Annotated in this window: 11 protein-coding genes; 4 read left to right on the plus strand and 7 right to left on the minus strand. The window is 67.6% G+C overall.

All coding sequences use genetic code 11. The features are described from left to right. Positions 1–5 precede the first annotated feature (5 nt). The 5 genes from CH271_RS04655 to CH271_RS04675 form a co-directional block, all read right to left on the minus strand. Positions 6–1,304, minus strand: coding sequence for a S1 family peptidase (locus CH271_RS04655; RefSeq protein ID WP_037194051.1), 1,299 nt, complete (start codon positions 1,302–1,304; stop codon positions 6–8). A gap of 81 nt (positions 1,305–1,385) precedes the next feature. Next, positions 1,386–3,035: an Hsp70 family protein gene (locus CH271_RS04660; protein ID WP_094632833.1), complete on the minus strand. Its 1,650-nt coding sequence runs from the start codon at positions 3,033–3,035 to the stop codon at positions 1,386–1,388. After that, on the minus strand, positions 3,032–4,156 hold the full coding sequence (locus CH271_RS04665; RefSeq protein ID WP_094632834.1) for a hypothetical protein: 1,125 nt from the start codon (positions 4,154–4,156) through the stop codon (positions 3,032–3,034). Before CH271_RS04665 ends, CH271_RS04660 begins: the two co-directional genes overlap by 4 nt. 42 nt (positions 4,157–4,198) lie before the next feature. Further along, positions 4,199–6,709: a LuxR C-terminal-related transcriptional regulator gene (locus tag CH271_RS04670; protein WP_094632835.1), complete on the minus strand. Its 2,511-nt coding sequence runs from the start codon at positions 6,707–6,709 to the stop codon at positions 4,199–4,201. 7 nt (positions 6,710–6,716) lie between these two features. After that, positions 6,717–8,480, minus strand: coding sequence for an Hsp70 family protein (locus tag CH271_RS04675; RefSeq protein WP_037194055.1), 1,764 nt, complete (start codon positions 8,478–8,480; stop codon positions 6,717–6,719). A gap of 261 nt (positions 8,481–8,741) precedes the next feature. Here CH271_RS04675 and CH271_RS04680 point away from each other — a divergent pair, with 261 nt between their 5' ends. From CH271_RS04680 to CH271_RS04690, 3 genes are all read left to right on the plus strand, one after another. Continuing rightward, positions 8,742–11,297 (plus strand): IniB N-terminal domain-containing protein, encoded by a 2,556-nt coding sequence (locus CH271_RS04680; protein ID WP_094632836.1) that lies wholly within the window; start codon positions 8,742–8,744, stop codon positions 11,295–11,297. A gap of 148 nt (positions 11,298–11,445) precedes the next feature. After that, complete coding sequence (locus CH271_RS04685; protein WP_094632837.1) at positions 11,446–13,254, plus strand: dynamin family protein; 1,809 nt, start codon at positions 11,446–11,448, stop codon at positions 13,252–13,254. After that, complete coding sequence (locus CH271_RS04690) at positions 13,251–14,711, plus strand: dynamin family protein (RefSeq protein WP_094632838.1); 1,461 nt, start codon at positions 13,251–13,253, stop codon at positions 14,709–14,711. The genes CH271_RS04685 and CH271_RS04690 overlap by 4 nt, the downstream gene beginning before the upstream one ends. On the opposite strand, the gene CH271_RS04695 is transcribed toward CH271_RS04690, so the two are convergent. Both CH271_RS04695 and treS read right to left on the minus strand, forming a co-directional pair. Further along, complete coding sequence (locus tag CH271_RS04695) at positions 14,700–15,260, minus strand: hypothetical protein (protein WP_094632839.1); 561 nt, start codon at positions 15,258–15,260, stop codon at positions 14,700–14,702. The genes CH271_RS04690 and CH271_RS04695 overlap by 12 nt on opposite strands. A gap of 39 nt (positions 15,261–15,299) precedes the next feature. Then, entirely contained in the window at positions 15,300–17,480 is a 2,181-nt protein-coding gene (gene treS / locus CH271_RS04700) for a maltose alpha-D-glucosyltransferase (protein ID WP_037194066.1), read from the minus strand. Between the two features lie 297 nt (positions 17,481–17,777). On the opposite strand from treS, the gene CH271_RS04705 reads away from it, so the two are divergent. Continuing rightward, entirely contained in the window at positions 17,778–18,278 is a 501-nt protein-coding gene (locus tag CH271_RS04705; protein WP_094632840.1) for a Pro-kumamolisin, activation domain family protein, read from the plus strand. Positions 18,279–18,282: the final 4 nt, after the last annotated feature.

Consider the following 18,282-nt stretch of genomic DNA (forward strand, 5'->3'; position numbering starts at 1 on the left):
AGCCACTACTCGGTGCGCAGTGTGGCTCCGGTCGCGCGCGTGACCTGATCGATGGGAATGCCCAGGCTTGCGGTGCCGCCGTACTGCGCCAGCGCCAGGTTGGCCTCGTTGCAATCGGGTGCGCCGCCGCTGTTGGATCCACTGGTGATTCCGAGCGCGAGTGTTCCGGTCACGATGGCACCGCCGCTGTCGCCGGCGAGAGTGCATGCGGTGCTGGCGAATCCGCGCACGGTGCGGGACGTGCCGTCCTCCATATAGAGCTGTGTCTCGACGCGATCGGCCGCAACCACTCCACAGGTGAACGACGAAGACTGACCGGACTTGCAGACCGGCGCTCCGATCACAGGAGCCGCGGTTCCGGTGACGGTGACGGTGCTGCCGTTCGCTCCACGGACGGTGGGGCGGTCGAGTCCGGACGCGACGCCGGTGTCGTTCAAGGCGATGACCGACCAGTCGAGGCCGTCCGCCGCACCCAGGCTGGACCGATCGAACGACCCGATCTGCGTGCTGCGCGAGATGTCGGCCGGATCGGGAAGGTAGACCGGTGCGCCGCCGGATCCGGTGGCCTTGTCGGGGTTGCAATGTCCCGCGCTGAGATTGACGGCGGCACCGGAGGGGTCGACGGCGTTGAAGCCGAACGAACAGATGCTGATGTCGGTGGCCGGAGCGTCGGCGATGGGTCCCGAGGTGGTGACGTAGGTGTCGCCGCCCATCGGAGTCGGGTCGACCGGCTTGTTTCCGCCGGGGGACAGGATGACCTTGATGTTCGCCAGCAGCGTCGGCAGATTCAGCGCGCTACCGATCGGACTGTTCACCAGATCGATGACGATCTGATTGTCGATGAAGTCGATGGCCGTGCCGTTGATCTGCTCGGAGATCTCGCGGGGGAGGCCTGCGATCCAACTGTTGAGGTCTGCCAGCGACTTCTCGAGTCCGTCTGCCGACACGGGCGACTGCGCGGTGGCGTATCCGTCCTTGGCGACGGCCTGTGCCGCAGCAGGCGAGGTGACGGCGACGACGGCATTGCCGTCGGGTCCGATCCAGGCACCGGCGAAATCTGCGGGACGGCTGGCCCGGAAGTCCGATGCGTAAGCAGACAGTTCCTGCGCGCGGGCAGCACGATCGAGGTACTCCTGCGGGGAGATCTTCAGATCTCGCTGCACGGCTTCGACGAGCTCGCGGGGAAGCTGATCGGCGGGTGACTGGACGACGGGTTCTGCTGCTGCTGTTCCGGAGAACGAAGCAAGAAGAACAAAAGCCGTCGAACACAGCACTGCGGCACGCAGCGCCCCGGTGTTACGCATGAAATCCCTTCATCGGGTGCTTGTCGTCAGCGACCCACCCTAGGCCATCGGGCGCAGAATCCGTGTTTGCGCAGCTCAGAGCTAAGCAGGGGGAGTCGGAGTCGGGGTCGTGGCCGCCGTCGTGGTGCTGGTGGTGGTCGTAGCCGGAGTCGTGGTCTCGACCGGGGTGGTCGTCACCGGAGTCGTGGTGACCACGGGCATCGTGGTGGGTACCACGGGCGCAGGGGCGGGCACCGGCGCGGGCGCGGGAGCAGGCAGGGGGGCAGGTTCGGGTGCGATGTACGGCTCGTCCGGCGTCTGTTCGACGACCTCGGGTACGAAGACGGGCTCGACGGGGGTGGCGGTGGTGGTCGCGGGTGCGCGCGTCGAGGTGACGATCGGCGAGCCGGCATCGGTGACGGTCGGAGGTGTCGCGGCCGGAGCATCACCGAACACTCCGCTCACTGCCGCGATCGCGAGGACGATGACCACGCCTGCCGCTGCACCGGCAACGATCGTGGCGATCGTTCGCGAACGCTCGCTGCGTTCCTTCTTCGCCCCGACCTGGGCGGCGGCGGCCGGAGCGACGGGTGCGTACGCCGTGGTCGACGCGTTCTCGTCGACCGGAACGATCGGTTCGGAGCGAAATTCCGAATGGTCGAACACCGGAGCGACCGCAGGAATTGCCTCGGAGAACGCGAGGGACGGCTCGGGTGCGACGACCGGGATGGCGTCGGTGTCGAGGGACTCCGTGCCGTCGTTGCGGGTGACGACCGGCGCGGCACCGGTCACCAGGGAGTTACCGTCGACATCCTCGACCTCGGCGAGCAGCAGAGCGCCGCGGGTCGCAGCGAGTGGCTCGACGATCGTTCGGCCCGACGATCGTTCGCCGATGCCGGTCGCCACCGACGGGAGTGCGGCGCTGCCGCCGGTGAGTATCACGGTGCCGGACCCCGGCACGTCGAGTCGGCGGAGCAACGGCGCGACGAGGTTCGCGAACTCGGCTCGTGTGACCGCAATGCTCTGCGAGTCCCCGGGAAGTTCGACCGAGATCGTGGCGACGTCGGCCGTGCTCAGGGTCTGCTTGGCCGCCTCGCACGAGGCGACGACGCCTGAGAGGGCCGCCAGGACTGCCGCGTCGGACAGGTCGATGTGCTCGCGATCGGTGACCACGTGATCGAAGAGTGCGTCGGTGAAGGCGTCTCCGCCGACGTCGGTGCTCCGTACCGTCCCGCCTCCGGGATAGGTGGAGATGTCGGTGCCGGTGGCTCCGATGTCGACCACCGTGACCGCAGCTCCCGGGCTCGGCTGCGCGAACGCGCTTACGGCTTTGGCGTCGGGAACCAGGGCAACCTCGGTGAGGCCGGTGTGATCGAGGGCGTCACGCAGCAGGGCGACGGCGGCGCGGGTCCACCGCGTCGGGTACGTCATGGTCGTGACGGGCATGTCGCCGGACACCCCGGCCTTCGCAGACACCATGGTGACGAGGCAGTTGGCGGCGTTGGCCATCAAGTCCTCGGCGCGGTAGGCGTCGGCGTCGGGCTCGAGATCCTCCTGCTGACCGACGAGATCGACGAACCGGGCGAACGGGGCCGTGTCGACGGGATCACCGAGGTGGGCTCGGCCTTCCTCGTCGAATCGCAGGGTCGTCGGCAGGACGACGATCGTCGGTTCGTCCTCGACCGATGCGCGGTAGGCCGCGACGGACCTGGTGTTGCCCACGGTGATTCCGAGATGCCCGACACCGCTCATGGAGTTGTCCCTGCCGATCGGTTGTTCAGCGCGGTCTGCTCGGATGCGGTCTGGCCGTCGTCCGAGCCGGTTTCGGGAGTCACGGTGGGCGGTTCTTCGGGCTCCTCGACCGGCGATTCCGACTCGACCGGGTCGACGACGATCGGAGGCTTCTCGCGGTCGTCGTCCTCGGGTGCCTCGTTCGCCGGGCGCGTCTCGATGTCGGTCTCGGTCGGTTCGATCCGCGGGCGGTCGGAGGTTTCGGGTGGGGTCGACTCTTCCGCGGTGGTGGTCGCAGGCAGCGGAGCGACGGGAGCGATCTCGGCGGCCGGCTCGACGACGACGGTCGGGAATTCGATCGGGCCACCCGAACCGGAGCCGATCGATGACGTGGGCACCACCACCTGGGCGTTGTCGATGGTGGGCACTTCGGTATCGGTGGACCCACCGAGTTGGAGCGCGACGAGCGCGGCACCGACGGTCAACGCCGCCGCGAACGCTGCCGCAGCGAAGAGTGGGCGACGGTCGGATCTCGTCGGTCCGACCACCGCGAACCGCTCGGTGACGGCGTCGACGGGGAACTGTGCAGCCAGAATCGCAGCACCGCGCGCGGCGGCGACGGCGGTGTCCTTCTTCTGCAAGGTCTGCAGGGCCGAGGCGTTCCACGCGGCGAGCGCGTCGGCTTCGGCGACCAGCGACACGTGTGCCAGCCCGTGCGTGTTCATCGCCGAACGCAGCGCGAACACCTGCTCGGCCGTCCACCCGGCGGGATAGGTCGCCGCCGCGGCGAGATCACCTGGCCGCAGACCGATGGACGACGCCACCTCGGTGAGCAGGCACAGCAGGGCCATCGACGTCAGTTGCTCGGCAGGGAAGACGGTGCCCTTGCTGCCGGTGACACCCACACCGTCGGCGAGCGAGTCGAGAAAATGTGTGTAGGCCTCGGAATCGTCGTCGGTCACATCACCGAGCGAGACGGTGCCGTCGGGATGAGTGTTGAGCACGGTCGAATGCAGCGACGCCAGGTGCAACGACGGTCCCGGCGCAATCGGCTGGGACACGGCGGCGACGGCGCGCTCGTCGTCCAGGTACAGGCCGACATCCGGCGCGCCGACTCTCGCACTGCCGGGCTGCTCGGTCATGGGGCTGCTACCTGTTCTCGATCGGGGACTGATGGTCGGTCGTTATGTCGCTCCCGGTCCTCGCACAGTTACATGGTCGACGCTTGCGCTGGTCGAGGCCCCGTACCCCATGGCCCGGAGCATCGAGATCAGCTCCGACCGCGACTCCGCCCCGAGCCTGCGCCGGATACGGGCCACATGATGCTCGACGGTTTTCGGGGAGATGTATAGCCGACTGCCGACCTCGCGATAGGTGACTCCGAGTACGAGCAGTTCGGCGACCTCGGCCTCGCGTTCGCTCAACGAGCCCGTCGGCTGCGGCGTCGATCTCGGACTGTCGCGCTGAGTCGAGCTGGGTTGGCGCAACGACCTGGCGATGTGCAGCAGCGAGGTCGCCGTCGCAGTGTCGGTGACGGTCAGGGCGGCCTCGCTCGCCAGTCGGGCTCCGTCCCAGGGCAGTCCGAAGGCGGTGAGGGTGCGTGCCGAATTCTCGACATCGGTCGCGTCGGGTCTGCCCTGCAACACCCCGAGCCAGGCGCGGCCGGCAGCGGCGAGCGCGGCGCTGTACGGGTGGGTAGGTGCGGCGGCGGCCAGAGCTCTGGCGTGCGGCACCAACGCGTCGGGGGTCTGGGCCACGATGGCCGCCTGAACCTGGTACCAGTGCAGCGCCGACGCCCAGACGGGTGGATCGCCGAGCGCCGCGAGTAGATCGGTGGCCTCCGCCACCAGATGCTCGACGCGGTCCACCTGGCCGAGTCGAGTTGCGGCCAAGAGCAATTCGCCCAGGGGTAGTAGCGCGAACAGGTCGGTGGAGTACTCGGCGACGACGTTCTGCGCCTGCGTCCATGCCGTGATCAGCGAGCCTGCATCACCGGACCTGCGAGCCAGGCCCACCCGAATCGCGTGCAGGAACAATTGATTGCGCACGTGCGACACCGGAACTCGCAGTGCCTCGATCGCGGCACCCGCATCGGCGGTATCCCCTCGCAGCATCGACGCCCACGCCCCGACGAGGCTCAGCCTGGTGTGGGCCTCGGAACCCGGACGGTGGTCGGGAAGTGCTCGCGCCACGATGGAATCGACACGGGGCAGGTCGCCACAGTGCACCGCGTGCAAGGCCGAGATGGCAGCGGGAGTGTCCGGGGTGCACGAGCGATCGGAAGCATTGCCTGTCAACGTCATTGCCCGCATCAGCGCATTCGCAGCGGCACTCGACGCTGCTGCGCTCCGCGAATCGATGGACCCGATCACTCCGGTGGCGAGCAGACTGCCCGACGCCGTACTCGACGTCGGCGGGAGAGCGGACACGGCCGCCATCGAACGGTCGGCGGCGCTGCGATCACCGGCGGCCGCCGCCGAGAGGGCAGCCCACACGGCGTCGGGTCCGAGCCGATCCTCGCCGAGCCAGGCGAACAATTGTGCACTGCGCGAGGTCATTCCGCGTTGCGCGGCAATCGACGCCGACAAGCGCACCGCTGTCCGCAGATCCATCGCATCGCACCCGGTAGCGCTGTCGAGAACCACATCGGCGTATCTCGCCGCCTCGTCCAGGTTTCCGGTGGCAGCCGCGACCTCGGACCGTCTCGCAGCCAACTTCGCCGAGTCGAATCCCGCGTCGACCGCCGCGTCGTACAGGGCACCTGCGGCATCTACGGGAGCCGAATCTGCCTGCTGAACAAGGAAATCGGCGAGTCCGGCATGAACGACGCCCCGCTCCGCCAACGCGCGTGCCGCGGTGGCGTCGAGCAGGCGGGATCGGGTGGCGACATCGGCGATGGACGAGAGCAGGACGCGGCAACGCCCGTCTCCGATCATCTCGATCAGTGGAGCCTCGGCGACCGGAATCAACGTGCCCGTGGTGTCGAGCATCCCGGAGCTGCAGGCCAGGTCGACGATCGACTCGACATCGGTCGCGCGCGGCACGATCTGCGCGGCCGATGCAGGGTCGGGCGTGACGCCGAATCGAGCTGCGAGCAGCAGTGCCCGCGTGTCGTCGGTGGTCTCGATCAGCATCCGACGGTGCTGTTCGGCAACGGATTCGGCGACCACACGCAGTGGAGTCGGATCGGAACGGTCGCCGCCGAGCGCGCCGAGGGCCGCGTCGACAGCGGCGAGAACTCCGCCGGTCGCCTTGGCGACGGCACCGGCGAGCGACGCCGAGATCGGCCGAACGGTCGCTGCTGCCCGCGCCGCGATGGCGACCTTGTCCAGCGGAACCAGAGTCAACCGGTTGGAACCGGCGGAGGCGATGAGCTTCTCGATGCGTGAATCGAAACTGCGCGGCGCGGTGGCGACGATCAGGGTGATGTCCGATCGTGTTGCAGCCGCTGCGATCTCGTCGAGACGCTGCTCCGACAGCAGGTGCGCGTCATCGACGAGAACGGTCGAGCCGGACGGCGCGTCGGCGATGGTGCCCGTGTACACGTCCACCGACGCGGCAACGGAGTCGAGAACCACGGATCGACCGGAGCCGTTCACTCCGACGATGATATGAAATCCGGTGGCGAGGAGGGCATCACGGACGAAGCGATCGGCGCGCTCGACGCCGAGGAGTCCGGAACGGGTACTGGTCACGGTCGACCTATCGGCCGGTCAGGCCGCCGAGGGCTCCGCCGAGTCCGTCACCGACGCCGCCGACGACACCGCCGAGCCCGTCACCGACGCCGCCGACGACTCCTCCGAGTCCGTTACCGACGCCTTGGCCGACATCGCCGAGGGTGGGACCCTGATAGCTGGGAACCTGCACGCTCGGTGCCTGCGGAACCTGTACGGCAGGCGGTTGGTAGCTGGGAACGGTCGGAGCAGCGACCGACGGGACGGTCGGCACCGTGGCCGCGCCGTTGTCGGCCGGAGCCGGGGATCCCGCGACCGGAGCACCGGTGGCGGGGTCGATCTGCGTCACCGTGCCGTCGGCGTTGACCACCGAGGTCGGTGCGCCCTCGGATCCGGTTGCGACGGCACCGTTCTCGCCGGTGGCAGGCGTCGTCGTTGCGGCATCCGCCACCGCTGCGGTGGTTCCCGGTGTCTCGGTGCTCGAGATCGAGGTTTCCGCGTTCGATTCGGCCGGAGTGGTGTTGTCGGAGGTCAACGCCGTTCCCACCGACAGGCCTCCGCCGGCGAGAAGCGCGAGGACGAGGACGGATCCGGCCACGACGCCCGCCTTCTTGCGACCGGACATGCCCGAGTCCGATTCGACGGCGGTGGGCGTCGGCGCGGGCCGGGGAGTGGGGCGAGGCATCGGCGCAGCTGCCGCAGCGGACGCGACGGCCGTGGTGGGTGCCGCAGCCAGAGCGGCGGCGTTGTCGGAGGCGGTCGCGTCGGCGATGTCGCTGCCGAGAATCGCGGCACCGATCGCGACGGTCAGTTCGGGCCGCGGTCCGGCCACCACTGGTGCGCGTAGTTCGGACGACATGAGCTCGGCGACCAGCGGGATGGCCGAGCTGCCACCGACGAGGACCACCTGGTCGATGTCGGTGACGTCGAGGCCCGCGGCCGTGACGGCGTCGCGTACAACCCCGATCGACCCCAGCAGTGATGCGCGGACCAGTTCCTCGAGCTCGGAACGGACGAGGCGCACCTCGGTGTGCAGGCCCGGCAGGTCGACCGTCAGTGACGTCGACGTGTCGTAGGAGAGCTGTTCCTTCGCCTCGCCGCAGCGGGCCCGCAGTTCCACCAGCGCGCCGACGGTGTCGGGATCGAAGGGATCGAACTCGAAGGACTGGCTTCCCGAGACGGTGTCGAGAACGTACTGCATGATCGCGTGATCGAACTGCGCTCCGCCGAACTCCTGCGAGTGAACTCCGGTGCCGACGGTGCCTGCCTCGGAGCCGGTGCGCATCAGCGTGACGTCGAGTGCGGTCGCACCGAGGTCGTAGACCACGGCCAGGCCGTCGGACTGCGGCCCGCGAGTGACTTCGAGCCACCGCATCGTGGCGACGGACTCCGGTACCAGCGTGACGTCGGCGAGCCCCGCGCGGTCCAGTGCCTCACCGAGGACCTCGGCGGTGTACGCGGTCCAGCGAGTGGGATGGGTGACGACGACGGTGGGAGCGGCATCGGTTCCGGCGGAGACCTCGGCGACGAGTGCGCGAGCAGCGGTGGCGTACAGGTCCTCGGCCCGGTGACTGCGGCCGTCGTCGTCGATCAGTTCCACCGGATCGCCGACGCGGTCGGCGAAACCGCTGATCAGGTTTCGCGTCGAACGGTCCCACAGTTCTGCCAGACGCGGGGCTTCGCCGGGACGGAGGTCGAGTGCCGAACGCTTGACCACCGAGGTGACAGGATCGGTGTCCAGTGCAGCCACTGCCGTCACCGAACCGATACGTATGCCGAGCCCTGCGTTCATTGTCGTGTCGCCGCCTTCGTCTCGCCCTGCCGTCAGCACTACTGCCGTCACTCGCACTGTCGGCAGTGGCCAAATATTCGTTACGTCTCACAGCAGGTTAGAGCGCATAACGAGTGAAATCCCCCAAAGCGCCCAGATCCCCTAATCGAAGTCCCCTGGCAACCCCCGGGGGAGTAGGGGGATCGGCCCCGTTGGGCAGGGGCTCTCCGATGCATAGCTTTGTGATCAACCACGAAGCACCACTCGTCAAGGAGACCCACGATGGCTACCAACGCCGTACTCGATTTCATCCTCAGCCTGCTGCGCGACGACCAGGCTGCAGCTGCATACTGCGCCAACCCCGAGATGACGCTGGCCGCCGCGGGACTCGGCGACGTCACCCACGCCGACATCGTCGCGGTGGCACCCCTGGTCGCCGAGTCGGGATTGTTCGCCGGTGCGGGCAGCCAGCTCTCGGCCATCCTGGGCGCAGACGGTTCCGCAGGCCTCGACGGCGCACTCGCCGGAGGTGCGAGCCTCGGCGGCGGACTGTCGGCCGGGCTCGGACTGGCAGCCGGTGCTGTCGCAGGCGGCGGACTCGCTGCAGGTGGCAGCCTGACCGGCGGAATCGACGTCACGGGTGAGATCGCTGCATCCCTGCAGGCTGCACTCGCTGCAGCGTTGGCCGTCGGAGGCCAGATCGGTCTCGAGCTCGGCACTGCCTTCGGCGGCGCACTCGACGCGCTGATCGGTGCAGGCGCAGGTATCGGCGGCGGTCTGGATCTCGATCTCGACGGTCTTCTCGGCGGAACGGTCGGACTCGGCGCTGCCTTGACCGGATTGATCGGCGCAGGCGCAGGTATCAGCGGCGAGATCAGTGGAGACATCGCGGCACAGCTGCAGGCAGCACTCGACGCCGCTCTCGGCGCAACCGGTGCCGTCGATCTCGGCGCACTGGCCGAGATCCAGGGCGGCCTGGCCGGCGCTCTCGGTGCAGTCTTCGGAGTCGGCGGAACCGTCGGAGCCGAGCTCGGTACGGCCCTCGGAGGAGTCTTCGACGCCGTACTCGGTGCCGGAGCCGGACTGGACATCGCGGGTGACCTCGGTGCCGCCCTGACCGCGGGAATCGGCGGCGCACTCGGCGGACTCGGAACCGTCGGAGCAGATCTGACCACCGACATCGGTGCTGCACTGGACGGAGCGCTCGGTGCCGGAGGCGCACTGGTCGGCGACCTCGCCGGTGGAGTCGGCGCGAGCCTCGGCGGTCTCTTCGCTGCAGACGGTGCCATCGCAGGATCCATCGGATCCGCACTCGGAGCCGTCCTCGACGCAGGTGCGCTCGCCGACCTCGATGTCGACGCCCTGTTGGCCGCGGGCGGCAACATCGGCGCAGTGGTCGGTGGCGCACTGGGAACCGCACTCGATCTCGACACCAGCGCAGTCGGCAGCCTCACCGCTGCTCTCGACGCCGCACTCGACGGCACGATCGGCGCAGGTGCCGGTATCGGCGGCGGGCTGGTCGGCGGACTCGAAGGCGGAGTTGCAGGCGGCCTCGAAGGCGTCCTCGGCACGGCATTCGGCGTCGGTGGAGCAGCCGGAGCTCAGCTCGGTACCGCCCTCGAATCGGTTCTCGACACCAGCGCTGCACTCGATCTCGGAGCCGCTCTCGGAGCCGGAGCCGACGTCAGCGCAGGACTCGTCGGAGCGATCGACACAGCGGTTGCCGCCGGAGCAGACCTCTCGGGAACCGTCGAAGCAGCACTCGCCGGAGTCGGCGGAGTGGGCGCAGGTCTGTCGGGCGGCCTGGCCGGACTCGGCGGAGTGGGCGCGGGCCTCACCGGAGGACTTGCGGGCCTCGGAAACGTCGGTGCTGATCTGACCGGCGGCCTGGGTGCTGTCGGAAACGTCGGTGCAGATCTGACCGGTGGCCTGGCGGCTGTCGGAAACGTGGGTGCCGATCTGGCCGGCGGACTCGGAGCTGTCGGAAACGTGGGTGCCGATGTGACCGGTGGCCTGGCGGCTGTCGGAAACGTGGGTGCCGATGTGGCCGGCGGTCTCGGGGCTGTTGGCAATGCAGGCGCAGGCCTGACCGGTGGTCTCGCAGGTCTCGGTGACGCAGGTGCAGGCCTCACCGGCGGACTCGCAGGTCTGGGCAGCCTCGGCGGCGGTATCGCGGGCGGGGTAGCAGGCGGTGTCGCAGGCGGCGTCGATGCTGCGGCTTCGGCCGGGGCCGGACTCGAAGGAGCCGTGTCCGGTGGCATCAGCACCGGAATCGATGCGGCAGCATCCGCAGGCGCAGGACTCGAAGGTGCCGCGGGCGCTGCAGGCTCGGTTGTCGGCGGCCTCGAAGGTGCGGCAGGCGGAGCGGTCGACGCCGGAACCTCGGTGGGCGGCGAGATCGCATCGAACGTCGGCGCGGGACTCGACACGGGTGCCTCGATCGGAGGCGACTTCGCGTCCACTGTGGGTGCGGGTTTGGATGCTGGTGCGGACGCTGCGGCTTCCGCGGGCGGCGGGTTTGATTCCGCTGCCGACATCGGTGGCCAGGCCGCGGGCAGCCTGACCGGTGGCCTGCAGTCGGGTGCCGAGGGGCTGGCAGACGCCGGCGGCAGCCTTTCCTCCGCTGCGTCGGGATCGTTCGATCACTCGAGCTCGTTCGATTCCTCGGCCACTGCGACCGGCACCGGCTGGTCGAGCGTCGACTCGGACGTCTTCGGTCAGGGCGAGACCGATTCGAGCCTGTTCAGCGATTCCGGCCTGCACGGTTCGGTGGATTCGGCAGCCGACTCTCTGGGACATGTGACCGTCGATCACGACATCGACCCGACGCAGCCCTGATCCTTTCGGCTGCGGGTAGGCAATGACATGACTCGGCCCCGAGTATTCGCCAGCACTCGGGGCCGAGTCGTCGCTAGAGTTCGTTCCTGGGCGTGAGTGGAGCCCGGGTACCGCGGAAGTCGACGAGAACGGTTGTGAACACGAGCGTATGGACGGGCAATCTACGGAGCTGGCCGAGCTGCTGAGCCGGACCGCGGCGGTGGCGACATCGGCGGGAAGATCCGACCTGGTGGATCGAGTCGAGGCGGCGCGCTCGCGAGTGTTGGATCCACGTCGACGCATCATCGTGGTCGGACCGCTCAAGCAGGGCAAGAGTCAGTTCGTGAATTCGCTGCTCAATCTGACGGTGTGCTCGGTCGGCGACGACGAGACCACCGCCATCCCGACCGTGGTGTCCAATGCCGAGAGCCTTTCCGCGCAGCTCGTACTCGCCGATCCGGGCAACGAACCGATCCGGGTCGACGTTCCGCCCGAGGAGATCACAACGGTCACCCCCGCCAGTCCGCTGGCCCAGGGCCGTGAGGTGTTGCGTCTGGACATCGGGGTGGCGAGTCCGTTGCTCGCCGACGGTTTGGTGCTGGTCGATACTCCCGGCGTCGGCGGGCACACGAATCCGCACGCTGCAGGCACATTGGGTCTCATTCCCTCGGCCGACGCGGTGCTCGTCGTGTCCGATGCGTCGCGTGAGTTCACCGAACCGGAACTGTCGTTTCTCCGACAGGTGCAGGGTCTGTGCCCGGCCGTGGCGGTGCTGATCACCAAGATCGATCTCTACCCGCACTGGCGGCAGATCGTCGAGGCCAATCGCGGACACCTGGACCGCGCGGGAATCGATGTGCAGATGTTGCCGGTGTCGTCTCTGTTGCGTTCGCACGCACTGCGTTTGAACGACGAGGAACTCAACGCCGAGTCCGGTTTCCAGAAGCTCTACGCATTTCTGCGCGACGACGTGGTGGCCCGGGCGGATGTGCTGGCACGCTCCTCGGTCTCGCTCGATGTCCGATCGGTCACCGAACATCTGACACTCGCGTTCGGCAGTGAGCTTGCGGCACTGAAGGATCCGGAGCGGGCAGCCGCGGCCGTCGCGGGGCTGCAGCGCGCCAAATCGGCCGCCGAGGAGCTGCACAAACGTTCGTCGCAGTGGCAGCAGACGCTCGGTGACGGAATCGCCGACCTCGCCTCCGACATCGATCACGATCTGCGCGACCGGTTGCGGCGCGTCACCCGGGAAGCGGAAGAGACCGTCGACGAGGGGGATCCGGGCAAGGACTGGCCGCAGCTCGGCGAGTGGCTCGAAGAGCAGATCGCCGCGTCGGTGGGCGACAACTTCGTCTGGGCTCACGAACGGGCACTGTGGCTTTCGGAGTTGGTGGCCGAACACTTCGCCTCGTCCGGGGCGGCAGCGCTGCCCGATCTCGATCTGGGCGATCTGGACAACGTCCTCGATCCCGTCTCGTCCCTGGCCGATCTGGAATCCGGCCGTGTCGGAATCACGCAGAAGGTTCTGGTGGGAATGCGTGGATCCTACGGCGGTGTGCTGATGTTCGGCCTGATCACCACGTTCGTCGGGTTGAGTCTGCTCAATCCGATTTCGATCGGTGCGGGCGTACTCCTGGGCACCAAGGCCTACAAGGAGGACAAGGAGAACCGCGTCAAAGCGCGGCGTTCCGAGGCCAAGATGGCGATCCGCCGCTTCACCGACGACGTCAGCTTCCAGGTGGGCAAGGAGTCGAAGGACCGGCTGCGCCAGATTCAGCGAGTGCTGCGTGATCACTTCACCTCGATCGCCGAGCAGACGCTGCGTTCGCTGAACGAGTCGCTGCGCTCGGCGCAGGAAGCCGCCGCGGCCGACAACACCGACCGTTCCGCCCGCATCGCTGCGCTGGAGAAGGACATGCGCGTGGTGGCCGAACTGAATTCTCGGGCAGTGTCTCTCGTCGAAGACGTCGCTGTATGAGCGTGGCGGCTCTGGCCCGAGCACGCGACCTCATATCGGCGGCACGATCGACGTACTCCGGTGATGCCGAAGCGTCCTGGATGCTCGACGAATGCCTGTACCGTCTCGACGAGCCGTTGCGGGTGGCGCTCGCGGGATCACTCAAGGCGGGCAAGTCCACACTGCTCAATTCTCTTGTCGGGCAGGACATTGCCCCGACCGACGCAACGGAGTGCACGAAGGTCGTCACGTGGTACCGCAACGGCGTCACCCCCGCCGTCACGGCCTGGTACGACGGCGACCGGGCTGCGAACGTGCCGGTGCAACGGCGCGACGGGCGACTGACCTTCGACCTCGGGTCGTTGACGGCCGCGCAGGTCGACCGACTGGACGTCGAATGGCCTGCAAGCGCTCTGGCGCAGACGACGATCATCGACACTCCCGGTACCTCGTCTCTCTCGCGAGACGTGTCGGCGCGCACGCTGGCGATGCTCACTCCCGAGAACTCGTCATCGGGCGCAGACGCCGTGGTGTATCTGCTGCGTACCCTCAATGCGACCGACGTGTCGTTTCTCGGGCAGATCGGTGCGCACGTCGGCGGCGATTCGGGACCGCTCGGTGTGATCGGTGTCGTCTCGCGGGCCGACGAGGTGGGTTCGGGGCGGATGGACGCGATGATGTCGGCCAAGGAAGTCGCTGCGCGCTTCGCGTCCGAACTCGAGGCCACCGGCCTGTGCCAGGCAGTTGTTCCGGTCGCGGGTTTGCTGGCGCTCGGCGCGGAAACGTTGCGGCAGAACGAGTTCGCTGCCTTCGAGATGTTGGCGACGGTGCCGACCGAGGATCTGCAGTTGGCGATGCTCTCGGCCGATCGTTTCGTGCGTGCACAGAGCACGCTACCTGTCGACGCATCGCTGCGCGCCAGCATCGTCGACCGCTTCGGTCTGTTCGGTATTCGGATGGCAGTGACGTTGATTCGGCTCGGGGTGCGCGATTCGCCCACGCTGGCTGCCGATCTGGTCGAGCGGAGCGGGCTGACCGAACTTCGCTCGGTGATCGACGTGCAATTCGGTCAGCGCGCCGATCAGCTCAAGTTGCACTCGGCTCTGGTTGCCCTGCAACGAATCCTGGAGTTCAGGCCGGAATCTCACGCGCTTCGCACCGAGGCCGGCCGAATGCTCGCCGACGTGCACGGCTTCGCCGAACTGCGGCTGCTCGGCCGATTGCGCTCCACCACACCGAAACTGCCCGACGGTGCTCTACTCGAACTGCAGCGCATCATCGGCGGCTTCGGCATCGCCGCCACCGAACGCCTCGATCTGCCTCCCGATGCCGGACGCGCTCAGCAGCGCGACACCGCGCTGGCTGCCGTGCACAAGTGGAGAGCATTGTCCGAGCACCCACTGCTGGACCGGTTCACCTCGACCTCGTGCGCCACGGCGGCCCGCAGCGCCGAAGGGATACTCGCCTCACTGGCGTGAGGATCCTCGGGGCAGGAGGGCCACTATGGTCGCGGCCGCCGCAGTGCCCGCCACGACGAACGGCCCCCACTGCAGAACGCCGCCGAGCAGCGCGGAGGCGTCGGACACGAAGGTCGAGAACGTGACCGCCGCGCCGATGGTCAGGATTCCGACCGCTCCCATCAGGACCTTGGACGACATCGCTGCGTTGCGCAGTAGATTCAGTGCGACGAATCCCAGTAGCACGAGCACCGCCGCTGCGGCCCCGCTGGACAGCAGCGTGGCCGAGGCGGTGTTGCGGACATCGGCCGCACTGGCCGTCGAATCCTGCTGTGACACCGCAGTTTCGACGCCCGAGAGTACCGACTCCCAGTTCAGGGCGATGGCGGCGGCCAACGCGAGGATCAGCGCTGCCGTCAGAGCCCACAGAGCAGTCGCGACCTTCGGCAGGACCGAGTGAGTGGGCTCCTGCCGTGGCCGCAGCGGTTCGACGGCAACATCCGGCCGCGGTGGTTGCGGACGGGCAGGCCGGGGCCTCCGTGATGTCGGGTCGTTCTGTTCTTCGGCCACGTGCAGGAGTCTATCCGTCGGCGGTGACGGGCCGCGGTCTCAGCGCAGCACCACCGGTACGCCCTCGTACGGACGCAGTGTCATGGGGAAGCTGTTCAGCTCGTCCACGGTCGCGATCTCGTTGTCGTCGAAGACGTCGATGGCGCACGTACCGGGCACCAGGTGCTTGGACTGAATGGTCGCGCTGATCTCCTCGGACGAGAAGTTGAGCACCGTGGCCTGGATGGTTCCCTGGCTGAGCTCGTGCACCATGACCAGCAGGCCCTTGTGCGAGACCGTCGGAATGTCGATCTGCTGAGCGGTGGCGATCCCGAACCGCTTGCGCAACTCGATGATTCGCGCCAACTGGCGGGCGAACGACTGCGGATCCGCCAGCTGCTCCGGGAGCGAGCCGTACAGGCTGCGCCCGCGAGGGATGCCCGACTCCGAGCGCACGGCCTCGGGGAAGTACCCCATCAGATCGTGTGCACCGCGGTTGATCCAGCGGGTGTCGCCTTCGCGGATGAGGTCGTCCACCTCGTCGGCCGCGATCGGCAGGATGCCCAGTAGATCCCAACCGGACAGTGCGAACACGCCCGGTTGCAGCGCGTTGTACATCGCAAGCAGCAGGTGGGCCCGCTTGACCGTCTCGATGTCCTGCTCGTCCATTCGGTCCAGATCGCGGATGCCGAGCGATGCGGTGATCACACTCGCTGTGGTGCAGGCGATTCCGTTGGTGGTGAACGTCCGGTTGTACGGTGCCCAGCGTCCGGTGAGTCGATCGGTCAGTTCACCGCGGATACGGTCGCCCAGATCGCTGCCCTTGACCGCCTCGCCGCCGTAGGTGAACTCGTCCTCGGCGTGCAGGGTGGCGAAGTGGATGAGCTCGAAGGTCATCTCGTCGTGGTTCTGCAACGCATGGACCAGGGATGCGGTGTCGACGCCGTGGTCGCGGGCCAAAGTCATGGTGAGCCTGAGGAATTCGGTGTTCCCCATGACGAGCGCATGCTGATACGCGGGCCGGTTGATGAAGTCGTACGACAGGTCGGCACCGTTGGTGCCCATGGCCTTGATGTCGTCGATCGTCAGGTTCAACTCCTGGAACGTGAACCCGCCCATCTTGCGCACCACGCTGGCGATCAGATGGTTCGCCGCCTCCGACAGGGGATGGCCCTCGGACCAGCCCGGTCCTTCGGCTCGACGCTCGACGCCGAGAAAACCGTTGGCGTCCAGGCGTAGTGCTCCTGCGCCCAGGTCGGCGATGGAGTGACACGCGTCGCCGATCACCAGTCGCATGCCGGCGAAGGAGGGATCGAGCCAGTTGATCGACGGCTGACCGGCCTTGAAGTAGTGCAGGTACACCCAGCGGCGTTCGACGCCGTCGATGCCGACGACGGGAGGCGTTGCGCTCCAGTTGGTTTCCTTCACACCGAGCTCGTAGAAGATCACGCGCTGCAGCTGACCGATGATGTAGCCGGCGCGGGCGAGATTGGCCTCGGCCTCGGCGTCGATGTTCTGTGAATCGGCACCGGCGCGCACCCGGGGGAGCAGATGCCAGTCCTGCGGCTCGATCTCGACCATGTGGTAGATGCCGGGGTAGTCGGCCACGGCCATCTCGGCGAGCCGGAAGTCCGCACCCTTGCCGGTGTGGCCGGGCACGATGTCGTCGATCACGATGCCGTCGTACGCCGAGGCCACCACGCAGAGGCGTCGGAACTCTTCTTCCGATCCGAACGCGGGGTCGATCTGCATGCCGATGCGGTCGAAGTGGCCGTCGACCGAGGGGGTCGGACGCCAACCGTGGATGCCGCCTGCCACCTTCACCGGGCCGGTATGCACTGCGGTGACACCGATTTCGGAGAAGGCCTGCCACAGCTTCTCGTCGCCGAGAGTGCTCAGGAAGCTCGTCTGCGGCGCGTTGATCACCGAGATGGGGTACGCGGTGAACCACACCGGAGCGCGCTCGACGGCCGCACGAGGATCGGGGTCGGCATACGGGTTCTGCCACATGCTGCCCTTGCCCGAGAGTTGCTCGGCGATCAGTTTGGCGTCGCGCAACATCGACTGCTCGGTGAGCCAGTCCACGTACTCGGGGTTCGATGCCACCGGCTCGCTGTCCGGGGTGGGACTGTTGCTCCGATTGGCGCGACGCACCGAAGGTCGAAGTGGTTTCGGCCGAGCCGGATAGAACTTCTCGTCGTAGGTGATCTCGCTCGGTTCGTGCTGCACTTCGGGATCCATGTGCCTCCGTAGCCTCGCTTTTCTTCAACCCTACGTAGGGCGCGGCCGATCCGCAGGGTTGTGGTTCCCCTGATCGACGACCGGTGAAACCTGGCTCGCCGACCGGTGAGAACGACACCGAACTACATCGATGTGATTCGTTGGGGGCCTTTTCCTTCGATATGCGAACGTCATCGAATCGATACCGCCTGGTGTGGAATGTCTGATTCCTTTAGGACATAGTGAAACAGGTACCAACTGTCCCATCAGTCACATCAGACTCATGAGTCACATCCCCTTCAGCTACAGGAGTTGTTCATGCGACGTCTTGCCCGCACATCGATCCTGGCCTCGACGGCCGCTCTGGCCGCCGCCATCGGTGCGGTTGCCCTCGCACCCGCCGCATCGGCCGAACCTGCCCCCGAGCCCGTCGGCCCGCTCGGCTCGGTGGTTCTCGAAAGCCCCGACCTGGTGGTGACCATGGCCGCCGTCTGCGACACCACGGTCGAGGACGCGCCGGAAGGTGGCGTCGTGGCACTGCAGGTCAAGGTCGACAACGTGGGCGCGGACGACGCGTCGAACGTCAACGTCAACTACGGCGCACTGCCGGGTGTGCAGGGTCAGAACACCGAGACGACCATCAAGGCCGGCGAAGCAGCGACGTACACCGTGCCTTCTGTCGACCGTGAATGGATGGCTCGCCCCGCAGGTGCGGCAGCGTTCGCCAGTGCGCTGGACGCGAACTTCCTCGACAACATCACCGGTGGACTGCTCACCCACAGCTGCATCCCCGCCCCGGTCGAGGAGCCTTCCGAGTAACTCC

Source organism: Rhodococcus sp. 05-340-2, assembly GCF_002258915.1.
Lineage (GTDB): Bacteria > Actinomycetota > Actinomycetes > Mycobacteriales > Mycobacteriaceae > Rhodococcoides.